The organism is Nocardia stercoris, from assembly GCF_003696265.1.
GTDB lineage: Bacteria > Actinomycetota > Actinomycetes > Mycobacteriales > Mycobacteriaceae > Nocardia > Nocardia stercoris.
This window is the reverse complement of the sequence record NZ_RFFH01000001.1, coordinates 1,168,926-1,194,137: the sequence shown is the minus strand read 5'-3', so window position 1 is coordinate 1,194,137 and position 25,212 is coordinate 1,168,926. Positions and strand designations below refer to the sequence as shown.

At 69.9% G+C, this 25,212-nt stretch carries 23 protein-coding genes; 7 read left to right on the top strand and 16 right to left on the bottom strand.

The annotated features are described in order from the left end of the window. Positions 1-73 precede the first annotated feature (73 nt). Complete coding sequence (locus EBN03_RS05440; RefSeq protein ID WP_122186642.1) at positions 74-1,402, top strand: YncE family protein; 1,329 nt, start codon at positions 74-76, stop codon at positions 1,400-1,402. 53 nt (positions 1,403-1,455) lie between these two features. On the opposite strand, the gene EBN03_RS05435 is transcribed toward EBN03_RS05440, so the two are convergent. Next, entirely contained in the window at positions 1,456-1,968 is a 513-nt protein-coding gene (locus EBN03_RS05435; RefSeq protein WP_122186641.1) for a carboxymuconolactone decarboxylase family protein, read from the bottom strand. Continuing rightward, positions 1,965-3,038 carry an NAD(P)H-dependent amine dehydrogenase family protein gene (locus EBN03_RS05430; RefSeq protein ID WP_122186640.1) on the bottom strand — a complete coding sequence of 358 codons (1,074 nt, stop codon included), beginning with the start codon at positions 3,036-3,038 and terminating at the stop codon, positions 1,965-1,967. Before EBN03_RS05430 ends, EBN03_RS05435 begins: the two co-directional genes overlap by 4 nt. A gap of 55 nt (positions 3,039-3,093) precedes the next feature. Between EBN03_RS05430 and EBN03_RS05425 the strand changes: the two genes are divergently transcribed. Beyond that, positions 3,094-3,582 (top strand): nuclear transport factor 2 family protein, encoded by a 489-nt coding sequence (locus tag EBN03_RS05425; RefSeq protein WP_122186639.1) that lies wholly within the window; start codon positions 3,094-3,096, stop codon positions 3,580-3,582. 167 nt (positions 3,583-3,749) lie between these two features. Then, positions 3,750-5,345, top strand: a complete 1,596-nt coding sequence (locus tag EBN03_RS05420) for an ABC-F family ATP-binding cassette domain-containing protein (RefSeq protein ID WP_122186848.1) — start codon at positions 3,750-3,752, stop codon at positions 5,343-5,345. On the opposite strand, the gene EBN03_RS05415 is transcribed toward EBN03_RS05420, so the two are convergent. From EBN03_RS05415 to EBN03_RS05395, 5 genes are all read right to left on the bottom strand, one after another. Further along, positions 5,302-5,937, bottom strand: coding sequence for an HD domain-containing protein (locus tag EBN03_RS05415; protein ID WP_122186638.1), 636 nt, complete (start codon positions 5,935-5,937; stop codon positions 5,302-5,304). The two genes, EBN03_RS05420 and EBN03_RS05415, sit on opposite strands and share 44 nt — an antisense overlap. A gap of 170 nt (positions 5,938-6,107) precedes the next feature. Next, positions 6,108-6,599, bottom strand: coding sequence for a Uma2 family endonuclease (locus tag EBN03_RS05410; protein WP_158675542.1), 492 nt, complete (start codon positions 6,597-6,599; stop codon positions 6,108-6,110). Positions 6,600-6,796: 197 nt separating this feature from the next. After that, the gene (locus EBN03_RS05405) at positions 6,797-8,281 is read right to left on the bottom strand and encodes an MFS transporter (protein WP_233608139.1); all 1,485 of its coding nucleotides are present in this window, start codon (positions 8,279-8,281) and stop codon (positions 6,797-6,799) included. A gap of 138 nt (positions 8,282-8,419) precedes the next feature. Beyond that, on the bottom strand, positions 8,420-9,661 hold the full coding sequence (gene cobA, locus EBN03_RS05400) for a uroporphyrinogen-III C-methyltransferase (protein ID WP_122186636.1): 1,242 nt from the start codon (positions 9,659-9,661) through the stop codon (positions 8,420-8,422). A gap of 51 nt (positions 9,662-9,712) precedes the next feature. Beyond that, on the bottom strand, positions 9,713-10,120 hold the full coding sequence (locus EBN03_RS05395) for a PPOX class F420-dependent oxidoreductase (protein WP_122186635.1): 408 nt from the start codon (positions 10,118-10,120) through the stop codon (positions 9,713-9,715). A gap of 59 nt (positions 10,121-10,179) precedes the next feature. Here EBN03_RS05395 and EBN03_RS05390 point away from each other — a divergent pair, with 59 nt between their 5' ends. After that, positions 10,180-11,211 carry a DUF2293 domain-containing protein gene (locus EBN03_RS05390; RefSeq protein WP_122186846.1) on the top strand — a complete coding sequence of 344 codons (1,032 nt, stop codon included), beginning with the start codon at positions 10,180-10,182 and terminating at the stop codon, positions 11,209-11,211. 126 nt (positions 11,212-11,337) lie between these two features. Beyond that, on the top strand, positions 11,338-11,775 hold the full coding sequence (locus EBN03_RS05385) for an Ig-like domain repeat protein (RefSeq protein ID WP_122186634.1): 438 nt from the start codon (positions 11,338-11,340) through the stop codon (positions 11,773-11,775). Between the two features lie 46 nt (positions 11,776-11,821). On the opposite strand, the gene EBN03_RS05380 is transcribed toward EBN03_RS05385, so the two are convergent. The 6 genes from EBN03_RS05380 to EBN03_RS05350 form a co-directional block, all read right to left on the bottom strand. Beyond that, positions 11,822-13,567, bottom strand: a complete 1,746-nt coding sequence (locus EBN03_RS05380) for an acyl-CoA dehydrogenase family protein (RefSeq protein ID WP_122186633.1) — start codon at positions 13,565-13,567, stop codon at positions 11,822-11,824. Positions 13,568-13,680: 113 nt separating this feature from the next. Next, entirely contained in the window at positions 13,681-14,073 is a 393-nt protein-coding gene (locus EBN03_RS05375; RefSeq protein ID WP_267899256.1) for a cobalamin biosynthesis protein, read from the bottom strand. A 101-nt stretch (positions 14,074-14,174) separates the two neighbouring features. Further along, positions 14,175-15,713, bottom strand: coding sequence for a cobyrinate a,c-diamide synthase (locus EBN03_RS05370; RefSeq protein ID WP_233608137.1), 1,539 nt, complete (start codon positions 15,711-15,713; stop codon positions 14,175-14,177). Between the two features lie 55 nt (positions 15,714-15,768). After that, the gene (gene cobO / locus EBN03_RS05365; RefSeq protein ID WP_122186631.1) at positions 15,769-16,383 is read right to left on the bottom strand and encodes a cob(I)yrinic acid a,c-diamide adenosyltransferase; all 615 of its coding nucleotides are present in this window, start codon (positions 16,381-16,383) and stop codon (positions 15,769-15,771) included. A 158-nt stretch (positions 16,384-16,541) separates the two neighbouring features. Then, entirely contained in the window at positions 16,542-17,273 is a 732-nt protein-coding gene (locus tag EBN03_RS33615; RefSeq protein ID WP_147471470.1) for an LppP/LprE family lipoprotein, read from the bottom strand. A 506-nt stretch (positions 17,274-17,779) separates the two neighbouring features. Then, positions 17,780-19,879, bottom strand: a complete 2,100-nt coding sequence (locus EBN03_RS05350) for a VWA domain-containing protein (RefSeq protein ID WP_199742624.1) — start codon at positions 19,877-19,879, stop codon at positions 17,780-17,782. A gap of 515 nt (positions 19,880-20,394) precedes the next feature. Here EBN03_RS05350 and EBN03_RS05345 point away from each other — a divergent pair. After that, positions 20,395-21,153, top strand: coding sequence for an EI24 domain-containing protein (locus tag EBN03_RS05345; RefSeq protein ID WP_122186628.1), 759 nt, complete (start codon positions 20,395-20,397; stop codon positions 21,151-21,153). Positions 21,154-21,207: 54 nt separating this feature from the next. On the opposite strand, the gene EBN03_RS05340 is transcribed toward EBN03_RS05345, so the two are convergent. Together EBN03_RS05340 and mqo are read right to left on the bottom strand one after the other, a co-directional pair. Further along, on the bottom strand, positions 21,208-21,657 hold the full coding sequence (locus EBN03_RS05340) for a GNAT family N-acetyltransferase (RefSeq protein WP_122186627.1): 450 nt from the start codon (positions 21,655-21,657) through the stop codon (positions 21,208-21,210). Positions 21,658-21,754: 97 nt separating this feature from the next. Beyond that, complete coding sequence (gene mqo / locus EBN03_RS05335; protein WP_199742594.1) at positions 21,755-23,254, bottom strand: malate dehydrogenase (quinone); 1,500 nt, start codon at positions 23,252-23,254, stop codon at positions 21,755-21,757. A 234-nt stretch (positions 23,255-23,488) separates the two neighbouring features. On the opposite strand from mqo, the gene EBN03_RS05330 reads away from it, so the two are divergent. Further along, on the top strand, positions 23,489-24,508 hold the full coding sequence (locus EBN03_RS05330; protein ID WP_122186626.1) for an alpha/beta hydrolase: 1,020 nt from the start codon (positions 23,489-23,491) through the stop codon (positions 24,506-24,508). A gap of 43 nt (positions 24,509-24,551) precedes the next feature. Here EBN03_RS05330 and EBN03_RS05325 read toward each other — a convergent pair whose 3' ends face one another. After that, the gene (locus EBN03_RS05325) at positions 24,552-25,112 is read right to left on the bottom strand and encodes an alpha/beta hydrolase (protein WP_122186625.1); all 561 of its coding nucleotides are present in this window, start codon (positions 25,110-25,112) and stop codon (positions 24,552-24,554) included. Positions 25,113-25,212: the final 100 nt, after the last annotated feature.

Sequence of the window (25,212 nt, the reverse complement as noted above, 5' to 3'; positions counted from 1 at the left end):
GTCCTACTATTTCACGCACCAAGTCTGAATACGCAAATATTCGAACTTGGTCGTATCTCTCAGGAGGAAGTCCATGCCCGAGCCCACTCCCGCTCGCCGACGCAGAAAAGCGCTGCGCCGCACCGCAACCATGATCGCCATCGGCGTCGCCGCCGTCACCGCTCCCGGTGCGGTCGAATCCGCGAACGCGCAGACCGCCCTGCAGGAGGTGATGCTCGTCGGCAACAACTGGGACGGCACCGCCGACGTCATCCACTCCACCGGCGACTTCGCCAAGATCGGCCGGATCAACATCATCCCCGACAAGGACCAGCGCCTGGCGGAGATCTTCAGCAACCCCATCCGGGCCGGGTTCTTCCTCGGCATCCGGCAACTCGTCGGCCAGGGCCACGACCAGTACGTCGACGACATGTACACCACGCCTGACGGTTCGGCCGTCGTGGCGTCGCGCCCCAGCTTCGCCGACGTCGTCTCCATCGACACCGCGACCGGAAAGCTGAACTGGCGCTTCGCCGTCGCAGGCAACCGGGCCGACCACATGGCGGTGTCGCCGGACGGCAACCGGGTCGCGGTCTCCGCCTCGACCGCCAACAAGGTGCAGGTCCTCGACATCCACACCGGCCAGGAGGTCGGCGAATTCGCCACCGGCGACAGCCCGCACGAGAACGTCTTCACCAAGGACGGCAAGTTGTGGAACATGTCGATCGGCAACGTGGAAACCGGATTCGATGCACCCTGGCAAGACTTCACCAAGGGTGACCGGCACATCACCATCGTCGACGCGAACACCTTCGCGCCGATCAAGACCATCGACATGCGGGCCCGGCTGGACGCGTTCGGCCGCAACGACCTGTCGAACGCCGTGCGCCCGGTGGCCTTCAGCCCGGACCAGACCAAGCTCTATTTCCAGGTGTCGTTCTTCAACGGCTTCCTGGAATACGACATCGCCCAGGACAAGATCCTGCGCATCGCGACCCTGCCGGGGAACCCGAACCTCAACCCCGACCGCACCACCTGGGTGCTCGACTCCCGCCACCACGGGCTGTCGATCGATCCGACCGGCGCCAAGCTGTGCGTCGCGGGCACCATGGACGACTACGCGACGGTCGTCGACCGCACCACCCTGCAGCCCGGCGCGCTCGTCCCGGCGTCGAAGCCGTACTGGGCGACGGTCAGCGGTGACGGCAAGGACTGCCTCATCTCCGAATCCGGCGCGAACCAGGTGACGGCCATCGACTTCGCCACCGGCGCGAAGGTCACCTCGACACCGGTGGGCACCCACCCGCAGCGGGTCCGGCTCGGGCACCTGCCCGCCACTTGGACCGCGCCGCCGGACAACGGCGGTGGCACATCGACCGGCGGTACCGGAAGTTCCGGCAGCGCAGGCAGTTCGGGTAGCTGAACCGATCGAGCCGGTGCGCGCACAGCCGCGCACCGGCTCGTACCGGGTGCACACTAGGACTGCGCGGCGTCGCCGGACTGCTGCGCGGCGTGGCTCGGCAGCACGCACACCGCGTCCAGCCCCAGCACCCGGTTGAGCCGGCCGAAGGCCAGCCAGGAACCCAGGCACATGGACAGTTCCACGATCTCGGTGTGGGTGTAGTGCTGCTTCATCCGGTCGAAGAACGCCTCGTCGAGGCTGTGGTGGTCGAGGGCGTACAGTTCGGCGTACTCGGCGGCGAGGCGGGTCCGGTCGTCGAAGGATTCGGTTGTGCGCCATTCGGTTACGGCGTCGGCGAAAGACTCCTCGACCTTCTCGCCGTCGCGGTCGGTGCGCCAGTCCAGGCAGAACAGGCAGCCGTTGATCTGGGCGATCCGCAGCCGCGCGGCCTCGAATTCGCGCAGGCCGAGGGTGCTGTGCGAGTAGACCGCGAGCGAGAGGTTCGCCGCGGCGATGCCGATGCCCGGCACCATCTCCCCCCACACGTAGGCGATCGGGTCCTTGTCCGCGGGAATGTCGATCATCATGGCCGGTTCCTTCCGAGGTTGCCGTAGGGCAGCGGTACGTCGAGGGCGTCGTAGAGCCCGGGTTCGGCGGCGGTCAGCCACGGGATCGCGTTCACCAATCTGCCTACCGCCGTGGCGTTTCCGCCGGCGGCGTGGTTGCCGCCCTCGTCGGTGGCCTGGACCGTCACCTCGATGCGCGGCCGGCCCTCGATGATCACCCGATGCGCGCCCGCGCCACTGGGCGGCTGCGGCCAGTCCGGCGCGCAGCTCGCGTGGATGCGCGTCACGTGCTCGATCACGATGCGCGGTTCGCCCGCGACGATGCCCTGCACCTCGAACCGCACCGCACCCTGGGTGCCGGCGTCGAACCGGCCCATGAGTTCGGTGTCGACGTCGGTCGCCAGCGGCAGGCGTTCGACCACCTCGCGGATGTCGGTGAGCTCCACCCCGAGCCCGCGCGCGATGAGCCGAATCTGCCCGCCCCACACCATGGTCGGGACGGTCGGGGCCAGCATGGGCGGCTGATAGTCCATCGGCTGGCCCATGCCGACCAGGTAGCGAACCGAATCGGGCTGGTCGTAGCTGGTGTAGTCGAAGATCTCCTGGCAGCGCACCACGTCGACGTCGCTGCCCAGCCCGCTGACCAGCAGCGGCAGTACGTCGTTGCCCCAGCCCGGGTCGACACCGGAGACGAACAGTGAGCCGCCGCCCGCGTCCACGGCCGCGGTCACGCGTTTGCGCAGTTCCTCGGGCGCGTTGCGCGAGTCGTAGAGCGCGTACAGCGCGGGCGTGACGACCACGGCCCCGGCGCGCACGGCCCGCTCGATGTCGGCGAGGGCGTCGTCGGGCCGGATGTCGCCGGATGCGGCGTAGACGACCGCGCCCGGTGCGGCGGCCAGCACAGCCTCGATATCGGTGGTCGCGGCGACCCCGAGCGAGGTGTCCAGGCCCGCGAGGTCGGCGGCGTCACGACCGGCCTTGGCCGGATCGTGGACCAGGACAGCGGACAGTTCCAGGCCGGGATGGGCCGCGACAGCGCGCACCGCGGCGCGGCCGACATTGCCCGTACCCCACACGACGGTGGAAATCATGGTCGGACCGTAGCAATTTCCGGGTGCACAGAACTGGAATTCGTTACATTTCGGTATGGACTTCGAAGCACTCGAGACGATTCGCGCACTGAAGTATCGCTACCTGCGCACCCTGGACCTGAAACTGTGGGACGAGTTCGGCGACACGCTGTGCCCGGACATCGTCGGCTCCTACGGATCCCCCTCCGGCGGCAGGCCGTTGGAGTTCACCAGCCGCGACGAGATCGTCGAGTACATGCGCGGCGCGCTCGGCGGCAACATCATCACCGTCCACGTCGCCGGTCACCCCGAGATCACCGTCGACGGCGACACCGCCACCGGCAGCTGGTGCATGGAGGACACCGTCATCGCCCCCGACTTCGAGATCCTGATCCGGGGCGCCGCCTACTACCACGACACCTACCGCCGCGAGGACGGCGTGTGGCGCATCGCGAGCACCGGTTACCAGCGGATCTACGAGTCCCACCAGTCCACCAAGGGCATACCCGGGTACGGGCTCACCGCCAACCGCTGGGCGCCGGAGTCGGCCGGACACGACAGCTGACGGCCGCGGTGACGGAAAACACTGTTGCCCTTGGCCGCCGGACCCCGGTAAGCTGACCGGCGTCTTGTCCCCGATGATCGGAGTCGGTCGGTTGATCCTGTCGAAGTAGCCCTCGCGTGGCCCGCATTCTGCGCGCCGCACTCTTCTGCTACTTCCGGGAGCACGCCATGTGTACCGTCACTCTGTCCGATCTCACCTTCGCGCGGCCCGACGGGCCCGTTCTGTTCGAGGGACTGAATGCCACGTTCGGCCCCGGCCCGGTCGGCTTGATCGGCGCCAACGGTGCCGGGAAGACCACCCTGCTGCGGCTGATCGCCGGTCGGCTGCGACCGGCCCGCGGCTCGGTCACCGTCACGGGACAGCTGGGCTACCTGCGCCAGGACCTCACGCTGGCGGCCGGGCAACAGGTGTCCACCGTGCTGGGTCTCGACCCGGTGCGCGACGCGCTGCACCGCATCGAGTCCGGTCACGGCACCGAGGCCGATTTCGAACTGGCGGACGGCAATTGGGATGTCGAGGAACGCGCGATCGCCCTGCTCGGCCGGCTCGGGCTGCCGTACCTGGCCGACGACGTGACCCACCTGGACCGGCGCCTGGACACCCTGTCCGGCGGCGAGACCGAATTGCTGGGCCTGGTCGCCGAACTGCTGCGCGAACCCGACGCGCTGCTGCTCGACGAGCCGACCAACAATCTCGATTCCGTTGCGCGGGAACGACTCTGGTCGGTGATCGCCGAGTTCTCCGGCACCGTCCTGGTGGCCGGACACGACCGCGAGCTGCTCGACCGGATGGGCACCATCGCCGAACTGCGGCGCGGCGAGATCCGCATGTTCGGCGGCAATTTCGCCCACTACGAGGAGATCGTCGACGCCGAACAGGAAGCCGCCCGGGCGGCGGTGCGGGACGCGCGCAGCGATGTGCGCAAACAGGCGCAGGAGCTGATCGCGGCCCGCACCACCATCGATCGGCGCCGCCGGTACGGGCAGAAGATGTTCGAGAACAAGCGGGAACCCAAGATCGTGATGGGCCAGCGCAAACGGCAGGCGCAGGAGTCCGCGGGCAAATACCGCAACCTGCATCTCGATCGGGTGGCCGAGGCACGCGAACAGCTGGCCCACGCCGAGGAACAGATCCGCGACGACCGGGAGATCCGGGTGGATCTGCCCGACACGCGGCTGTATCCGGGGCAGCAGGTGGTCGAGCTGGCCGGGGTCGAACTGGCCTGTGGCCCGACGGTCGATCTGGCCGTCACCGGCCCGGAACGGATCGCGATCACCGGCCGCAACGGAGTCGGCAAGACCACGTTGCTGCAGCGCATCATGGCGGAATCGCCGGCGGTGCCGTGGCGGCTGTTGCCACAGCGGCTCGACATCTTCGACGAGGACCGTTCCGTCGCGGCGAACGTCCGGGCCGCGGCGCCGGGCCGCTCCGACGAGGAGATCCGGGCTCGATTGGCCCGCTTCCTGTTTCGCGGCACCGCGGCGGATGTCCCGGCCGGCGCGCTGTCGGGTGGCGAACGGTTGCGGGCCGCGCTGGCCGTACTGCTGCTCGCCGACCCGGCGCCGCGGTTGCTGCTGCTCGACGAGCCGACCAACAACCTGGATCTGCCGAGCCTGCGTCACCTCACCGAGGCGCTGGCCGAGTTCCAGGGCGCGCTGATCGTGGTCAGCCACGACCAGCGGTTCCTCGACGAGATCGGCATCACCCGGCAGCTGGAACTCACGCCGGACGGGCTGACCGAAGCTCCCTCAGCTCCGTGCTGAGATTCGCCCGCGCCGCGACTTCGTATGCGGCGCGGGCGATCTCGGCGTGGAACAACCGGGGCAGGTCCAGCAGGGACTGCAGCACGGCCGCCCGGCCCCCGCGGAACAGGTCGTCGGGAACGGTGGCGTATTCGGCGCGAACCGCGGCCGTGTACGCCGCGTAGTCGGCGGCCGAGCCACCCAGGACCGCCAGGTCCACGTCGCAGAGCACGGCGCCGTTGCGGTCGCCGGGCTCCGGGGCGTGGGCGGCGGTGAGCCGCACCAGCCGGACCACCTCGGCCACCGTCGCGGGATCGAATTCGGCTGCGGTGAGCACGGATTCGGCCAACTCGGCGCTGCGGTCCTCGTTGTCGGGGGCGCCGATCACGTAGATCGCGTCATGGAAGAAGGCGGCGAGCACGACCGCGGTGACGTCGTCCGCGTCCGCGGCGAGCCGGTCGATCGCGCGCAGCATCGCGGTCAGATGGTCGACGGTGTGATAGCGGCGGTGCGGCTCACGGTAGCGAGTCACGAGATCCGTTCCAGCGCAACGGTTGCGCTCCCCAGCCACCGCCACCCAGCGGTCCAGCAGTTCGTCGTCGGTCGGCGTCATCGCTCGCCCCTCCCCCGGAGTCACCTGGAATCCGAGCAAGTGTGCGCCGCTGGTGGACGCCGCGACAGTACTTGTGACACATGCCATCCGGACACCGACCGCTCACCGGATCCCGCCCCGACGCTCGGGGCGATGCGCGGCCGGGATGCCGGCCGGTCGCGGCCCGACGCTCAGGGGTGATTCGAATCCGGTCCCGCCAGCAGGTCGGCGAGATCGACGCGGATCGGGAACGGGACGGTGGTCGCCAGCACTCCGGTGTGCGCGTAGGCCGGGGCCGGGCGATACCGGCGGGATTCGTGGTCGAGCCAGTATTCGTACACGATCGGACGGCCGTCGAGGCCGCGTTCGACCCGCCAGAAGTAGGCGATGCCGGCGGCCGCGTAGCGGCTGGGGGTCCGATACCAGCGGTCGGAGCGGTCGCCGGCGGAGACGATCTCCACCACCAGGACCGCCGCGTCGGCGGGCAACACCTCGGCGGCGTACAGGTCGACCGCGGCCCGGTTCACCACGACGACGTCGGGCACGGCCGGATTGTGCTCGTCGAGCAGGACGCACTGGCACGCCAGCACGGCGTAGGGAGCGCGCTGCACCTCCGACAGCGCCGCGAACAAGCGGTCGGCCACCGCCGAACGCCATGGGTCGCGCCGGTGCCGTACGGTCATGCAACCGTCGGTCACCTGCCATTCGAACGGCAGAGCCGCACTGCGTAACTGCCGGTACCCGAACCCTCTGCGGCCGCCCCGCACGCGAGCCGACGGATCCACTGCCATCCAGCCCCCTCCCTATCGAAAGATCGTGGAGGCGAGCGTAACCGGATCCGGACCGGATTCGCAGCCGGAAATGACCAGCCGCACACCGGTCAGGCCTGGGCGGCTTCTTCCTGGTTGTGGTGCGCCTCGGCCAGCTGAGCGGGGGTGAAACGCAAGGTGAGCACGATCAGTCCGACGACGATCGCCATCAAGCCGCAGACGAACAGCACCAGCGTGTAACCCGAACTCAGCGCGACGATCTCGTCGTGGTTCATGGTGCTGGCCTTACCGACCCGCCCGCCCATCGACAGTGTCCGCGACACCGCGACCGGGGTCATGATGCCGACTCCGAGCGGAGCGCCGATCTCGAACGCCATCTGCCCGATCGCGGCCAGCGGGCCGATATTGTTCGGCGGCACGCCCACCAGCAGGCACAGCGGAACCACCACGATCACCATGCCGACACCGAAACCGATGACCAGCAGCAGCGGCAACAGGGTCGTCGGATAACTGACTCCCGGTCCGAGGGTCGAGGCGATCAGCAGCCCCACGGCCAGTCCCGCCGCGGACCCGCTCAGCAGCCAGCGCGGCGCCACCATCAGCGCCAGTTTCGACGACAGGGCGCTGCCGGCACCGATCGCCAGCGTGAACGGGATGGCCCGCAAGCCCGCCCCGAGCGGCGTGTAGCCGAGCACATTCTGCAGGAACTGCGCCACGAAGAAGGTCATGGCGCCCATGGCCGCACCGGTGATCACGATCGACAGCAGCGTGATCACCCGGTCCCGAGAGCTGAACAGCGACCACGGCAACAGCGGGTTGTCCACGTGCTGCTCGGCGAAGACGAACACGACCAGCAGGAGCAGGCCGATCACGAACGAGCCCAGCACGATCCAGCTGTCCCAGCCCAGCCACGGCCCCTCGGTCGCGCCGAAGACGATGCCGGTGCAACCCACGGTGGCCAGCACGGCACCCCGCACATCCAGCGTCAGCCGGTGATGGTCGGTGTCGCGCAACTGCGAGATCGCCCCGATTGCGACGAGGACACCGATCGGCACATTGATCAGGAAGATCCAGCGCCAGCTGACCTGTGTGAGCGCGCCACCCACGACCAGACCGCCGACCGAACCGAGCCCCATCATCGACCCGAAGATCGCCATCGCCTGCGTTCGTGGCTTACCAGGCGCGAACGTGCTGGCCACCAACGCCATCGCGGTCGGCGCGGCGATCGCCGCGGCGGTCCCCTGCATCCCGCGTGCCGCGACCAGCATCCATTCGTTCTGCGCGAGCCCGCACAGCGCCGAGGCGAGGGTGAACAGAGAGACGCCGAGGATCAGCATCCGCTTGCGCCCGAACGCGTCACCGAGCCGGCCGCCCAACAGCATCAATCCGGCGAACGGCAACCCGTACGCGGTGACCGTCCACGCGCTCGCCGAACTGGACAGGCCCAGGTCCTCCTGCAGCTTCGGAATCGCGAAGATGGCGACGGTGCCGTCCAGCACCACCATCAGATTCAGCCCGCTGAGGACCAGGATGGGCAGCCCGAAGGCGCGTCCGGTCACCGGATAATGCATCGTCGCAGTGGGTTGGTCCAGCACATCGAGCAACTGTACGGGATGGGTTCTCCCGCGGAACCGGACTGTCGGATCCCGATCTGCCCAGCTCAGCACCCGATTCGCCTGAAGTGACGCGGTCGCGGGACCGCTGACCTGCGTCGACGTACCTACCGGTAACCGTTACTGTGCAGCACCCGCGGTGAAGCCGGCGGTCGGGCCGATCACCACGATCGCCGGCGGGCGGATGCCCTCCGCGCGGATCCGCTCGGCGACGGTACCGAGGTCGGCGCGCAGGCTGCGCTGGGTGCGCAGGCTGCCCTCCTGGACGACCGTGACCGGGGTGTCGGCGGACCGGCCGCCGGCCAGCAAGGCGGCAGCGAACTTCTCGATCCGCTCCACGGCCATGAGCAGCACGATGGTGCCGCGCAGCCGGGCCAGGGCGTCCCAGTCCACCAGCGAATCCGGGTGGTCCGGCGCGACGTGGCCGCTCACCACCACGAACTCGTGGGTGATCCCGCGGTGCGTGACCGGGATACCGGCCAGGGCGGGCACCGAGATGGCACTGGTGACACCCGGCACCACCGTGACCGGCACCCCGGCCTCGACGCACGCCTCGAGTTCCTCGTAGCCCCGGCCGAATACGTACGGGTCGCCGCCCTTGAGCCGGACCACGAACTTGCCGGCCTTCGCGCCCTCGATCAGCGCGGCGTTGATCGCCTCCTGGGCCATCGAGCGGCCGTACGGGATCTTGGCCGCGTCGATCACCTCGACGTCGGGCGACAGTTCGGCGAGCAGTTCGGGCGGGGCCAGCCGGTCGGCGACCACCAGGTTCGCGCGGGCCAGCAACCGCCGGCCGCGCACGGTGATCAGGTCCGGGTCGCCGGGGCCGCCGCCGACCAGGGCCACTCCGGGGATCACGTCGCCGGAGTCGTCGGTGACCACACCCGACTGCAGCGCTTCGAGCAGCGCGGTGCGCACGGCGGCCGAGCGCCGGTGCGCGCCGCCGGCCAGCACGCCGAGGGTCAGACCGTCGTAGCGGGCGGTGGCGGGGGTGACAGCGGTGCCGAGGCGGGCGTTGTCGGCCCGCACGCAGAAGATGCGGCGCGCGGTGGCCTCGGCTACGACCGCGGCGTTGGTCTCGGGTTCGTCGGTGCAGGCGATCGCGTACCAGGCGCCGTCCAGGTCGCCGTCGACGTAGGCGCGCAGCTGCACCGTCAGCTGACCGGCCGTGGCCATCCCCTCGACGGCGGGCGTGACCTCCCGCGCGATGACGTGCACGTCGGCGCCGTGGGCCAGCAGCAGGCCGAGGCGGCGCTGCGCGACGGTCCCGCCGCCGACCACGACGACGCGGCGGCCGGCGAGGTCGAGACCGGCGAGATAGTTCTGGTCACCGGCATGCTGGTCATCAGGGGTATTCGGCACAATATTCCAGCCTAGGGCCTACCGCGGCCCGGCCGATAATCGGCCGCGAGTTCACAGGTTGCCGACGATCTTGTGCGGTGTGACCCGCACGATCACCCGTGCGGCGTCGTTGACCGAGGCGGGATTGAACTCGGCATAGGGCAGCCCGGTGTACTTGTGCGACAAGCGGTTCGGCAGCACCTTGTCCGGGTCCGGGGTGATGGTCACGGTGCCGCGGACCTCGGCGTAGGCGAACGGGCGGTCCGGCGGATACAGCATCACCGTCACGCGCGGGTCGCGGACCATGTTCTTGTACTGCACTCGCGAGACGGTGGTGGAGAACACCAGATCGGTGTCTTCGCGCTCGAGCCAGATCACGGTCAGGTGCGGGCTGCCGTCGCGGGCCACCGTCGCCAGCGTGGCGTACGGCTTACCGTCGTCGATGAATTTGGTGAGTTCCGGAGAGAATTCCACAGTCACGCTCGGGTGTAACAACCGCGGGCGCGATCGTGTTCCCGGGCGCCGATAAGCTGGCCGACATGGCGAAACTGCGGACTCGGGTGGTCGAAGCTGCCGAAGCCGCACTCGCGCAACGCAAATACGTGGCGGCGGTCGAGGTGTTCACCCGGCTCGGCTGGCTGCGCGCCGCGCAGGTGGACCGCTGGCGGCAGGGGCAGGTGGCGACGCTGGTCGAGCTCGCCGCGGTCGAGGAACCGCGCCTGCGCGATGTGGTGACCCTGCTCGCGGACTGGGCCCGTGAGCGCGGCCTCACGCCCGGCGACGCCACCTATGTAACGGCGGGACGTGATCAGGAACCGTTGCGGTTCACCGCATCCGGTGACGACGCCGCGTTCCGGACCCACTGGCTGTCGGGTGAGTTGTCCGACGCCGCGCGCCGACGCCTGGTCGACCGGCAGAACAAGGCACCCGACCTGCAGGTGGTGGTGGCCGAGGAACCGTGGCGGTGTGCCGAATGTCGCGACACCGGACCGTATTTCATCATGTCCGCGACCGGCGCCCAATGCCTGACCTGCGCCGATCTCGATCACCTGGTGCTGCTGCCGGCCGGTGACGCCGCGCTGAGCCGGCGGGCCAAGAAGGAGAGCACGCTGGCCGCCCTGGTGGTCCGGCACAATCGCCGCCGCAAGCGCTACGAGCGGACCGGCATCCTGATCGAGGAGGCCGCACTGGACCGCGCCGAGGCGCAATGCCTGGCCGACGAGGACGCGCGGGCCCGCCGCCGCGACCGCGATCGGGTCCGGCGCGCCGACCAGGACGTGGAGTTCTGCGCCCGGATGGCCGCCGAGATCCGCCGCCTGTTCCCGCACTGTCCGCCCGAGCGGGCACAGGCGATCGCCGAACACGCCGCCCTGCGCGGCAGCGGCCGGGTGGGCCGCACCGCGGCCGCGAAGGTCCTCGACACCGAGGCGGTCACGTTGGCGGTGATCGCGTCGATCCGGCACCTGGACACCGAATACGACCGGCTGCTCATGCGGGGCGTGCCGCGCATGGACGCCCGCGCCGCCATCCGCGACACTCTCGACCGGGTGCTGGAGTCCTGGCGCGCCTGACGACACGCCGAAATCCGGTCCGGCGGCAGCCGTGTGGCTGTAACTGTGATGTAGCTCTCGGGTAGCGTGCTGCCGGAATCGACGCCGGGCCGCCGGCCCGGGCAGCACACACGAGAGGCAGCAGGGATGACCGGATCAGGTGTTTCGCGCGGTGTGGCGGGTGCGGTGCTGGCCGCGGGGCTGGCGGTACCGATGGCCACCGGGCCCCAGGCGGTGGCCGCCCAGCCGGAGATCGCGATCACGATGCTCGGCTCGGGACTGACCATGGTCGACTCGGCATCGGTCGGCTGCAACCAGACCGTCCAGGTGTCGGTGAAGAACCCGGACGGGTCGCCAGTCACCAACGGTTCGGTCGACTTCACCAGCCATCTGGTGAACGAGGCCGGCAACGTGGTCGGGACCGTCCCGGTCAGCGCCGACGGCACCGCCTCGATCGGCTGGACCCCGGATGTCGCGGGCGAGCACATCGTGGGCGCCCTGTACTTCGGCGGTGACCCGGGCACGCAGTCGACCGCCACCAACATCCAGGTGGTCGCGCTGCCGCTGGCCGGTATCTGCGTGTGACACGCACGAAGGCCGCGCCGTTCACCGGCGCGGCCTTCGTTGTTCGTCAGGGACGCATCTCGTAGGCGCCGTCGTAGGCGACGACCTGGTCCCACACCCGGTCGAACCGCGCCTTGTCGGCCACCGGAGCACGCAGGGCCTCCACGGCCCAATCCCGTTGCGCGGCAGTCGCGGACGGCTTGCCGAGCAGGGCGGTGGCGTAGCCGTTGAAGTCCCGGACCTGGAAGTCGAAGATCGAGTCGAGCAGGTCGTGGTTCAGGCCGGTGAGCTCGGCCTGCTCCAGGATCAGCTGGCCGTAGACCACCAGGGAGAACAGGTGGCCGACGGTCAGCATGAAGTCCAGATCCTTCTGCTGATCGGCGTCGGGGGCGGCGGACAGCAGCAGGGCGCGCAGCGCCAGGGCCTGCTCGTAGAAGCGCGCCACATTCGGGACGGCGGCGAACCGCTCGTAGACCGGGGTCCAGTCCGCGAACTGCACCTTGCCGGCACCCCGCGCCGGACCCTGCGCCCAGAAGAAGGCGTTGTCACCGGCTTCCAGCATGGTGGGGACCGGCGGGTACTCCTTCGGGTTGAGCAGATAGTTGGGCATGAACTTGAGGATCTGGCCCACGTTCACGTGGACGGTGCCCTCCAGCCGGGGCAGGTGGTTGATGTAGCGGGAAGCCTGGGCGAAATAGGTGGCCTTCTCGAATCCCTTGGCGGCCAGCACATCCAGCAGCAAGGTCATGGCGACCTCGCCCTCGGAGGTGACCTTCGACTTCGTCATCGGGTTGAACAGCAGATAGCGCCGGTCGTCGAGGCTCGCGACGCGGAAGTAGTCCACCGCGCGATCGCTGAACAGCTTCATCGCGATCAACCGGCTGTAGGCGTCGACGAAATTGCCTCGGACATGGCCGAAGTCGGTGACCCGGTTGCCGTACAGAATGCGGTTGTTGGCGTGCGTGATCGCCTCGTAGAACGAGTGCTCCACCATGCCGATGCTGCCGTGGCAGAGGTTGAACTTGCCGACGTTGACGGTGTTGAGCGCGGCCGAGAACGCTTCCGGCCCTTGGTGCAACACGTCCTCGGCGCGCACCGGGTAGTCCTCGAGCCGGAAGTGGCTGACATACATCTGACCGTGGATCACGCTGTCGATCAGGTGGTAGTGACTGTGCCGGCTGTCGGCGGCGAACCAGACGTAACCGTCGGCGCCCTCGATGTCGCCGCGCCGGGAGAACACCGACACCATGGAGGCGACGTTGCCGTTGCCGATGTAGTACTTCTCGCCGTTGGCGCGGAACAGGATTCCCGCCTCGGCGTCGGCACTGCCGGGTTCGGTCGGCGTGAGCACGAGGTCGGTGTTGTAGATGTCGGCACCGTGGTCGCGCTCGGACAGCGCGAACGCCATCACCTGACCGTCGTCGAGGTCGGCGGCGGCCTTGCGCTTGGCGATCTCGTTGTCGCTCTGCCAGATCGGGCCCAGGCCGAGGATCGTGACCTGCTCGGCGTACCAGTAGGCGAGGCCGTAGAAGCCGAAGATCTCCGCCAGTGCGGCGTTGCGGGCCGCGTCCCAACGCTTGTTCTCGTCGCCGTCGGCGTAGGCGGCCGGAGTCAGGAAGGTCGCGAACAGCTTTTCCTTCTTGACGAATTCGAGGAAGTCGGCGGTCCAGACCGCATCGCGGTCCTCGGCCAGCAGCCGGCTCTGCCCGCGCGACTCGAACCAATCGATCGTCGCGCGCAGCAGGCGCCGGGTCTCGGCATCGAATTGCCGGGGATCGTAGGTGGCGGGGTTGAACAGCAGCGCATCGCTCATGCCCCTAACCTACCGGCTGGTAGCCCTTCCCTGGCCCCAACCCGGTCCCCTGACCTGCAGATTTCTCCTACGTAACCGTAGGTTGCCCGGTCCCGGGCGTGACTCTGCGATGGTCACGCTCCGGGGGTGGCCGACGGAACCCCGTCTCCGGGCCGGCTGGTCCCGGGCGTTGCGACGGCGAGAGTAACGCCCCGGACGGTGGTCTTCGGGACCAGAAGATGGCCGTGACCGGAGGCGAGGATCGCGGCGGCCTCCGCGACACTCGGAGTGCCCAGCGCCCGCGTCACCCGCTCGGCTGGGTTCGGCACCGCGACTTCCGCGAGCTGCTCGGGGGTGAAGCTCCGGACCGGGACAGCCAATTCGGCAGCCGCCGTTGTAAGCCCGGACTCCGCCGCCCGCCGATCGACGGTCGCCAGGCAGCGAATCTCGCTGCCGCCCAGCACGTCTCGCACCGCAGCCAGAATGACAGGAGCCGCAGCGCCTGGCCGCAGCCCGATTCCGACCACGAGGTTGCCCTGAATTCCACCGGCCCCCGCCCCCGGCCCATTGGGACCCTGGGCCGCCGATTCCGTGCTCGGCGTCGAGAACTCGTTCGTCATCGACGGTCTCAGTTCCCGGCGGTGGCGTACTCGGCCGCACCGGCGACGAAACGCGCTGTGGCAGCGGGGTTTCCCGCCGGGTGGGTGTGCAGGTAGGAGGCGTGGACCCGGTGCACGAGTGCGCCCTCTCGGACGGTGGTGCCCGCCGGGTCACGCCACGCCCAGGCCGGGTGGGCAGCAGGGCCGTCCAGGAGGCGGGTGCGGTGGAATTCGTGGCCGCGGACCCGCTGCCCCGCCGTCCAGAGCGGAGAGTCGGTGAGTGCCACGGCATCTCGGTAACCGAGGGCCAAGCGAGGGCCGAATTCGGCGGTGGCGTCGACGACACCGGCCATCCGGTGGCCGTCCAGCGAGCGGGTCAGGTAGAGCAGGCCGGCGCATTCGGCGTGCACGGGCATACCCGCGAAGGCGGCCTCGGCGACCGCGGCCAGCAGCGGGGTGTTGGCGGCAAGTTCGGCGGCGTGCTCCTCCGGGAAGCCGCCGGGCAGCACGAGCCCCGCTGTGCTGGTAGGTAGTTCGTCGCGCAGCGGATCGAAGACCGCGACGCGGGCGCCGGCGGCGGCCAGTAGTTCGCGGTGCTCGGCGTAGCCGAAGGTGAAGGCCGGTCCCCCGGCCAGCGCGATCAACGGGCCGTCGGGCGCGATCGCGGTCGGTGCGGCTCCAGCCGGGCCGGTCCCGGCCGACGCCGTCGTGGCAGCCGATCCGGTCCCGGCCACCGGCATGGTCCCAGCCGCCGAAACGGTCTGGGCGACGCCGTGGTCGGCGGTCCGCGGGAGTCCGGCCGTGGCCGCGCCACGGACGAGCTCGATCTCCTCGGCCGGATTCCAGGCCGGACCGTGGACCCGCGCTCCCGCCAACGCCGCCACGGCGGCCAGATCCACGTGTCCGGCAACGAGTTCCGTCATCGCATCCACTGCGGCGTGGGCCGCCGAACCGTGCTCGACGGCCGGGATCAGGCCCAGATGCCGTGAGGGGACCGACAATTCGGCAAGGCGTGGTAGCGCGCCCAGCACCGGCAGTCCGACCCGGGCGCAGGCGGCGCGCAGCACCTGCTCGTGCCGTTCGCTGCCGACCCGGTTGAGAATGACTCCGCCCAAACGGATTCCGCTGTCGAAGGTGGCGAAGCCGTGCAGCAGCGCGGCCAGGCTCTGGCTGTGCCCGCGGGCGTCGACGACGAGGATCACCGGCGCGCCGAGCAGGGCGGCGACCTGGGCGGTGGAGCCCTCCGCCACGGCCGGGGCGGCCGCCGCGTCGTCGATGCGGCCGTCGAACAGCCCCATCACGCCTTCCACGACGGCCAGGTCACAGCCGTGGGTGCCGTGCCGGTACAGCGGGACTACCCGTTCGGTACCCACCAGCACCGGGTCCAGATTGCGGCCCGGCCGGCCGGCGGCGAGGCCGTGGTAGCCGGGGTCGATATAGTCCGGCCCGACCTTGAAGGGCGCGACCGTGTGCCCGGCGCGCCGCAGCGCACCGATCAAACCCGTTGCGAGCGTGGTCTTTCCGCTGCCGGAGGCCGGTGCGGCGATGACCACCGCGGGAACACTCACCGCGGCACCCCGCCGGCCGCTACCGTGCGCCGCCCGATGCGCCCGCCCGGCCGGTTCACCATTCGATGCCGCGCTGGCCCTTGCGGCCCGCGTCCATCGGGTGCTTCACCTTCGTCATCTCGGTCACCAGGTCGGCGGCCTCGAGCAGGGCCGGCGGGGCGTCGCGGCCGGTGATCACCACGTGCTGGTTGCCGGGCCGGTTGCGCAGCACCTCGACCACCTCGTCGACGTCGACCCAGCCCCACTTCAGCGGGTAGGTGAACTCGTCGAGCACATAGAAGCGGTGCTGTTCGGCCGCCAGCCGCCGCGCGATCTCCCGCCAGCCGGCCAGCGCGGCCGCCGCGTGGTCCTCGTCGCTGCCCTGCTTGCGGGTCCAGGACCAGCCCTCGCCCATCTTGTGCCATTCGACCGGACCACCCACACCGGTCTCGGCATGCAGCGCGCCCAGGGCCCGGAACGCGGCCTCCTCGCCGACCTTCCACTTGGCGCTCTTCACGAACTGGAAGACCGCGACGTCGAACCCCTGGTTCCACGCCCGCAAGGCCATACCGAACGCGGCGGTCGACTTGCCCTTCCCCGGCCCGGTGTGCACCGCCAGCACCGGCTGATTACGCCGCTGCCGGGTCGTCAGCCCGTCCTCGGGAATGGTCTCCGGCACACCCTTCGGCATCCGCGCCGCTCCTTCCACATCGAACTGTGCAAACTCGTATCGAGTAAACGCAACGTGGCGATGTGTTCACTCGACACCACACGTTGCCACAACGCGATGGGCGGCCCGTAGCCTGGTCAGGCTAGTCGGCAGCGGATGCGCCGCTCAGCCTGCGAACCTCAGTTCGGCGGGAACTGGCCATTGGCCTGCACAGTGGTTCCGGTCAGCGTGAACGTGACCGTGCCGGAACCCTGCGGGCAGCACAGGGCGTCGCCGTCGAGCGGCCAGTGGTACTGGGCCTGGACGACATTCGCCGACTGCCGGGATACCTGGGTGTAGGCATGCGGCTGGGAGGTCGCGGTGCCGAGGTAGGTGCCGCCGGTGAAGAACAGGATGTGCATCGGCGCGTGGATGCCGCCGGTCTCTACCGTCATCCACGACAGCAGCCCGTCACAGCCCGCGCTGATCGGATCGGTGCTGCCCTCGTCGACCTGCCACGGCCCGCCCGACAGGCGCTGCACCGCACTGTTCGCCAGCTCGGAGTTGACATCGAAGCAGAGCCCGTGACCACTGCCGTTCGGCGGCTGCGCGGCAGCCGAAGTCTGCGGCGCGGGGCTCTGGGGTGCCGGGCTCTGCGGCGCGGGCGCCTGCGGAGCAGGGCCCTCAGCCCCCGGCCCCTGCGGAGCCGAGCCCTGCGATGCGGGACCCGGCGCCGCCGAGTTGTCCGGCCGAGCCGGTACCGATACCGGCGCAGACGGATTCGCGGCCCCCGAGGGCACCACGGCCGAGTCCGAAACCGCCGGCGCGGTCACCGTGACGGTCGCGCCTGTCGACGAATCGCCATTGCACCCCGCGACACCGAACGCCACCGCGACGGCCGCCGCCACACAGAACAAGGATCGAGTACGCATTGTTTTCCCTTCGAGGACCGGAGCCCGAAGCACCCGACGCGGCCACATCCGCACTGCCCGAACGGATCCGACCACCGCCATGCCGCGGTGACGGACGGATATCGATCATGTGCCCGGATGCGTTAATGCCCGATCGACCCGCTCGACCAGCACCGGACCCGCATGCTGCGGCCACACCCGAATCAGCCGCGGGCATGCGGAGCGCCCGCACGAGCCGTCGGCGCCGCGAACCAACCCCGCTACGGTCATCTGTCGAATCCGGGCTAGACGCAGGCAGGTTTCGCGCCGTTCGCTCGTCAGACTGCCCGGTGACCGGAGGGCCTGGAGGCACCGCACACCACCCCGATCACGGTGTCACCCGTCGAATCCGGCCAGACACAACCAGATTCCGAGCCGTTCGCGTCAGACTGCCCGGTGACCGGCGTGCCCGAAGGCACCGCACACCCGACCACGGTGTCACCCGTCGAATTCGGCCACGCGCAGGCAGGTTTCGCGCCGTTCGCTCGTCAGGCTGCCCGGCGACCGGCGGGTCCGGAGGCGCCGCGGACCACCCCGGCTACGGTGTCACCGGTCAATTCGGCGAGGCGGAGGCAGGTGCCGCGGAGGTCGGCGGCCAGTTCGGGGGCGAGGCCGAGGCGGATCATGCCGCGTTCGCAGTCGACTACCACGGCGGTGAGTCCGTCGGCGGCGAGGCGGCGGGCGGCGGCGCGGGCGCGGGGCAGGGCGTCGGGGGTGCCGGTGGCGCGGCCGTCGGTGAGCAGGACCAGCAGGGGGCGGCGGTGCGGGTCGCGGATGTGTTCGCGGCGCACCACTTCCCGGGCCCGCAGCAGGCCGGCGGCGAGCGGGGTTTTGCCGCCGGTGCGCATGGCGGCCAAGCGGCGCACCGCGATGTCGACCGAGGAGGTGGGCGGCAGAACCAGTTCGGCGCCGGTGCCGCGCACGGTGATCACGGCGACCTTGTCGCGGCGCTGGTAGGCGTCGCGGAGCAGGGTTACCACGGCGCCGGTGACGGCGGAGAGGCGGTCGCGGGCCGCCATCGAACCGGACGCGTCGACCACGAAGACCACCAGGTTGCCTTCGCGCCCTTCGCGATACGCACCGCGCAGGTCGCCGGCCGCGAAGGTCAGCGGACCACCCGTGCGACCGCGAGCCTGCTGCTGGGGTGCGGCGGCGAAAACCGTGCCCAGCAGATGCAGGCCGGTCCCGGGTTCGGTGGTGGACCGGACCACCCGGCCGCTGCGGGTGCGGGCACGCGAGCGGCGACCGGCGACACCCTCGCCGACGCCGGGCACCTCCCAGCGCGGTGGGCGGGCGGCCACCGAAACCGGTGCTGCCGCAGCACGTTCCGGCGCGGATCCCGCCGGTCCCGGGCCGCCGGTCGGCGCATCCGGGACTGGCGCACCGCCACCGTCCGGATCGTCATCGGGATCCACGGGCCCCTCGGGAGTACCCGTATCCGATGGCGGATCCGACTCGGGACCGAAATCCGCTGTAGCCGAACCCGTTTCGGAACCCGGTGTCGCGGAACCCGTTTCGGGACCCGGTGTCGGCGAACCGGTTTCGGACCCCGCATCGGTCCCGGATTCGGTTGCCGCGGAATCTGTTCCGGCAGCGGACTCCGCATCGGCGCGTCCCGCCTCCTCGTTCGCCCGGTCCATCGCCTCGTCCAGCTGTTCCGGGCTGATTCCCGGCTCGTCGAACGGGTCGCGCCGGCGCCGGTGCGGCAGGGCGAGTTCCGCGGCGACCCGCACGTCCTCAGCGCTCACGCGGTCACCACCACGCCAGGCGGCGTGCGCGGCGGCGGTCCGGGCGACCACCAGGTCGGCCCGCATCCCGTCCACGTCGAACGTCGCGCACAGTGCCGCGATCCGGCGCAGCTCCACATCGTCGAGCCCGATCTCGGGCAGCCGGTCGCGGGCGATGAGGATCCGATCGGCGATCTCCCGGTCGGCCTCGGCATAGCCGGCGGCGAAACCGTTCGGGTCGGCCTCGTAGTCCAGGCGCCGGCGGATCACCGCCATCCGCACGTCCACGTCGCGGGACGCCACCACGTCGACCGTCAGGCCGAACCGGTCCAGCAGCTGCGGGCGCAGCTCCCCCTCCTCGGGGTTCATGGTGCCGACCAGCACGAACCGCGCCGGATGCGAATGCGAGACGCCGTCCCGCTCGACGTGCACCCGGCCCATCGCGGCGGCGTCGAGCAGCACGTCCACCAGATGGTCGTGCAGCAGATTGACCTCGTCGACGTACAGCACGCCGTGGTGGGCGGCCGCCAGCAGGCCGGGCTTGAACGCCTGCTCGCCGTCCCGCAGCACCCGTTCCAGATCCAGCGACCCGACGACCCGATCCTCGGTGGCGCCGACCGGCAGTTCCACCAGCCGTGCGGGCCGCGGCCCCCGCTCGTCGCTCACCGGCGGCAGCAGCTGCGCCAGTGCCCGCACCACCGTCGACTTCGCGGTCCCCTTCTCGCCCCGCACCAGCACCCCGCCGATCCCCGGATGCACCGCGCACAGAATCAGCGCCAGCTGCAACCGCTCCTGCCCGACCACCGCCGAGAACGGGAACCCCGCCTCCTCGGAGACGGGCACACCACTGGTCCGGGTCACACTGCCGGTCGAAGAGTAGGACACCACCCCACCCTAAGCCGCGCGGAAACAGCCCCCACCCACCCCCTGCGGTGCGGGCTCACGCCGACCACCGGCCTGAGCCCACGATCACCGCCCGACACTGCGATCCCTGCCCGCAGGACAATGTGTGCTCAGGCCGGGCCCGCATCACATCCGGCCCCGGACGAACCGCCGTGCCGCTGAACACTCGCCAGCGGCCCCGGCCGGCACCATCATCGTGCTCGCGCTCGCCGGCACCTTCGTCATGGACCAGTGGATCGAAGACCGGCCGAACAGGTGGGTGAGGCCGCCGAGGAAGACGCAGAACGGTAGCCACACCGGGCCGGAGTCCGTCCGACGCTCAGCTCAGCATGGCGATTGCGTTTCGGGACGGGGATTCGTCCGGCCTGGGCGCACAATCGTCTGCCCGCACCGGCAATTCCTGTCCGAGGAGCCCCGACACTGGGCGCTCAGGTCGACCCGGCGGTGACCACGGCAACCGATACCCTTGCCCCGTGCGTGATCTCGTGACCGGGTTCCGGTTTCTGTGGCAGGGCCAGCGGTGGGTGTTCGGGCATCCGCGGCGGTGGCTGGTGGGGCTGTTGCCGGGGGTGATCGCGTTGGTGGTCTATCTGGTGTTGCTGGTGTTGGTGGTGGTCTATGTCGGCGATGTGGTCGATTGGGCTACGCCGTTCGCGGCGGGCTGGGAATCGGGGTGGCGCAAGCTGTTCCGGGCGGGGCTGGAGGTGTTGCTGTTCGGTGCGGGGGTCGCGGTGGCCGCGCTGACGTTCACCGCGACGACGCTGGCGATCGGGCAGCCGTTCTACGAGCGGCTGTCGCAGCAGTTGGAGCGGTCGCTGCCGGGTCCGGTCGCGCCGGAGGTGGATGCGCCTGTGCTGCAGGAGGTCTGGGTGTCCGCCCGGGACAGTGCGCGGATCCTCGTGCGGGCCGCGGGGTGGAACGCGGCGGTCTTCGTGGTCGGGTTCTTCCCGGTGGCGGGGCAGGTGCTCGCGCCGGTGCTCGGCGCGGCGACGACCGGCTACTTCCTCACCGAGGAACTGGCCTCGGTGACCTGGCAGCGCCACGGTGTGCCACTGGACCGCCGCCTGCGGCTGATGCGCGAGCGGCGCCTGCTGATCTGGGGATTCGGTACCCCGCTCGCGGTGGTGTTCCTGCTTCCGGTCGTCGCGGTGTTCCTGATGCCCGGCGCCGTGGCCGGCGCGACCCTGCTGGCCCGCGAACTACACGGCCTCGACACCCGACCGGGGAGATGAACGAGACTGTCCCGCAGCCGAACTCGGCTACGGGACAGTGATCGCAGGAAGTACTCAGCCGCGGCGCATCGGGATGTGCGGGATACCGTCCTCCAGGTACTCCGGTCCGTCGACGACGAATCCGTGCTTGGCGTACAGGTCGACCAGGTAGGTCTGCGCGTTCAGGCGCACCGTCGCCGAACCGGCGTCGGCCAGTGCCGCCAGCAGCAGCCGAGTCGTATAGCCGTGTCCGCGAGCTTCTTTCGCGGTGCACAGGCGGCCGATGCGGTATTCCTTGTGGCCCTCGACCCGCTCCTCCAGCAGCCGCAGGGTGCAGATGATCTCACCCTCGTCGTCGAGCCAGAGATGGCGGGTACGCGGCAGCAGATCCAATCCGTCCAACTCCGGATAGGCGCAATGCTGTTCGACGACGAATACCTCGACCCGCAGCTTCAGCAGCTTGTAGAGCGTGGCTGTGTCGAGATCAGCGGCCCACGACCGTTTCAGTACAACCGTTGACATCATCGCGTCTTGCTACCACATGGGACAGCCGCGTGTCGACCAACACACAGCAGCGGGGGCCGGCCCGGAGCGTCCGGACCGGCCCCCGCTACCGGGAAACTCACTGCGTGACCGGTACGCCGGTCAGGTTGAGCGACTTGCTGGTCCAGTTCCACACATCGGCGAACAGTGCCTGGTTCTCCGACAGCTTCACACCGAGCGAGGGCACCATCTCCTGCAGCTTGGGCTGCCAGGCGGTGTACTCCTTCGGGAAGCACTGCTGCATCACGTCGAGCATGGCGCTCACACAGGTCGAGGCGCCCGGCGAGGCACCGAGCAGACCGGAGATGCTGCCGTCCTGCGCCGCGATGACCGCGGTGCCGAACTCCAGCACGCCGCCCATCCCCTTGCGGCGGATGACCTGCACACGCTGACCGGCGGTGATCAGCTCCCAGTCGCCGCCGTCGGCACGCGGAATGAACTCCTCCATGGCGTACACCCGGCCGGACTGCGACTTGAGCACCTCGGAGATCAGGTACTTGGTGAGGCCCATCTCGGTGAGACCCACGCCGACCATCGACATGAGGTTGTTCGGCTTCACCGACTTGATCAGGTCGGTGTAGCGGCCGTCCTTGAGGAACTTCGGCGTCCAGCCCGCGTACGGGCCGAACAGCAGGCCCTTGCGGCCCTTGATGACTCGGGTGTCCAGGTGCGGCACCGACATCGGCGGCGCGCCGACCGCGGCCTTGCCGTACACCTTGGCTTCGTGCTGGTCGACCAGTTCGGGGTTGGTGCAGCGCAGGAACAGGCCACTGACCGGGAAGCCACCGATGCCCGACATCTCGGGGATACCGGCCTTCTGCAGCAGCGGCAGCGCGTAACCGCCGGCGCCGACGAACACGAATTTGGCGTTGACGACCCGGGTCTCGTGGTTGCGCGTGTTGCGGACCTTGACGTTCCAGCTGCCGTCGGACTGCTTGGCCAGGTCGCGCACCTCGGAACCGAACGAGATGTCGACACCGCTGCGGCCCAGGTAGGCCAGCAGCTGGGTGGTGAGCGAACCGAAGTCGACGTCGGTGCCGTAGTCGGTCCAGTTCAGTGCGACGGGCTCGTCGAAGTCGCGGCCGCGCGACATCAGCGGCAGCCGGTCCGCGAACTCGGCGGGGTCGTCGATGAACCGCATGCCCTCGAACAGGGGGTGCCGCGACAGGGCCGCGTGCCGCTTGCGCAGGTAGTCGACTCCGTCGGCGCCGTGGCAGAAGCTCACGTGCGGTACCGGATTGATGAACTGCGACGGCTCGGAGAGCAGACCGTTCTCGACCCCGTAGGCCCAGAACTGGCGGGACACCTGGAAGCGCTCGTTGATGTCGATCGCCTTGGAGACGTCGACCGAGCCGTCGGCGTTCTGCGGGGTGTAGTTCAGCTCGCACAGGGCCGAGTGGCCGGTGCCCGCGTTGTTCCACGGGTCGCTGCTCTCGGGGGAGGCGGCGTCGATGCGTTCGAACATCGAGATGGTCCAGTCGGGCTGGACCTGGCGCAGCAGAGCGCCGAGGGTGGCGCTCATGATCCCGGCGCCGATGAGGACTACATCGGTCTTTTCAATCGTCGCGGCGTTCGGCACGGGTACGTCGACTTCCTTGTCCTTCTACGCGGTCCCGCTCGGCGGACCAACCTCGGTATGTGTTGGGTGGTCGCCGGATGCCCCTCCGGCGATCGGAGCGCACATCAGGTTACCGGCTGTTCACTTGCTCTCGATTGTGCCCCGCGCTGATTCGATCCCCGACATCAGGTGGCCCGGGTGTGACCGATCTGGCTCTGCCGAGATACGGCGGACCATGTCGAATATGGTGGTTCTGTGACGAACGATACGTCGGTGGACGCACCCGAAACGACCTCCTGGCAGCCCGACGTTCTGGGCGCCGGATTCGAGCAGACGACCCTCCCGCTGGGCCCGGATCCCGACGGCGAGGGCGAGATCGCGGCGACGCTGATCCGCTACACCCCGGAACCGGCCGTCCCCGCCACCGGCGCGGTGCTGTACGTGCACGGTTTCACCGACTACTTCTTCCAGGTCCATCTGGCCGAGCACATGGCCGCCCTCGGCTACCGCTTCTACGCCCTGGACCTGCGCAAATGCGGACGCTCGACGCGTGCGGGCCAGTCGCCGCACTTCGTGCGCGACCTGGCGGTCTACGACGCCGAACTGGACCGCGCGCTCGAGATCGTGCGTGCCGAGACCGGTCTGCCGGTGCTGATGATGGGCCACTCGACGGGTGGCCTGGTGACCGCGCTGTGGCTGGACCGGATCGAGCGGGCCGCCAAGGGCGGTGTCGCCGCGCGCGACATCTCGGGTGTGGTGTTCAACAGCCCGTGGCTGGACCTGCAGGGCCCGTCGTGGGTGCGCGGGATCGGCACGACGGTGATCAACACCGTCGGGTTGGTGCGGCCGAAGCAGCTGTACCCGGCGGGCCTGGTCACCTCGTACGGCGACAGCCTGCACAGCAGCCGGTTCGGCGAGTGGGACTACAACCTCGACTGGAAGCCGCTGACCGGTTTCCCGGTGCGGCTGGGCTGGTTGCGCGCGATCCGCCAGGGTCACGCCACCGTGCATCGCGGCCTGCGGATCGGCGTTCCGGCGCTGGTGCTGCGTGGCACGCGGTCGGCCGCGCCCAAGGAGTACGGCCCGATCGCCGACGAGGCGGACTGCGTGCTGGACGTGCGGCAGATCCAGCGCTGGTCGGGTTGCTTCGGGGACCGCACCGCGGTGGTCCCGGTCCCGGGCGCCCGCCACGATGTGTTCCTCTCCGTCCCGGAGGTCCGGGCGCAGGCGTTCGCCGAGATGGACGCCTGGCTGAACGCGCACGCGGCCCGCTGATTCGATCCCGCGCCGGCCCGTCGCCCGGGCCGGCGCGGGCCGATCACCAGAGTCCGCTGCGGAGCACGATCTCGGTGGCGAATTCGTGGTCGGCCTCGGCGACGATGTCGGCCACGTCCAGTCCGGTCACCCGGAACTCGCCGCGGACGAAACGGGCCGAGCCCTGCGCCGCCTCCAGCGGCAGCGCCTTGGTGGCGATCACGGTGGCCGGGATCTCGACGGCCGGGCAAGCCGGATCGGCGACCGTGCCGTCGGCGTCGGGGGCAGCGGGGTGGCCGGCGCCGGCCGCGACCAGCGTCATGAACCGCCCGAAGCCGCGCGCGCAGAGCTGCCAGGCCAGCACCGCACCGGTGCCCACACCGGCCAGGTTGGTGTAGGGCACCTTCACTTCGTCGAGAATGGCGTAGACAGCCGCTTCGTCGAGGCCCGGGGCCGGGTCGACGACGACCGTTCGCAGATCGGAGTTGTGTAGCCGCTCGCAGACCGCGTCGAGGGAACCGCCGTGGGCGTCGGGCAGCAGAAGCACGGTGTGGCGGGACTTCTCCGGGCCACCGATCCGCACGGTCCAGGCGTGGTCACCGACCACGATTTGCCGTGAATCCATGCCGACAAGCTACACGGGCCTTGCGAATCGAGCCCGTCGTCGTCGGCGTCGTCACAGTCGTCGTCGCGCCGGGTCGGGCGTGGCGCCGGCCGCATTCCGG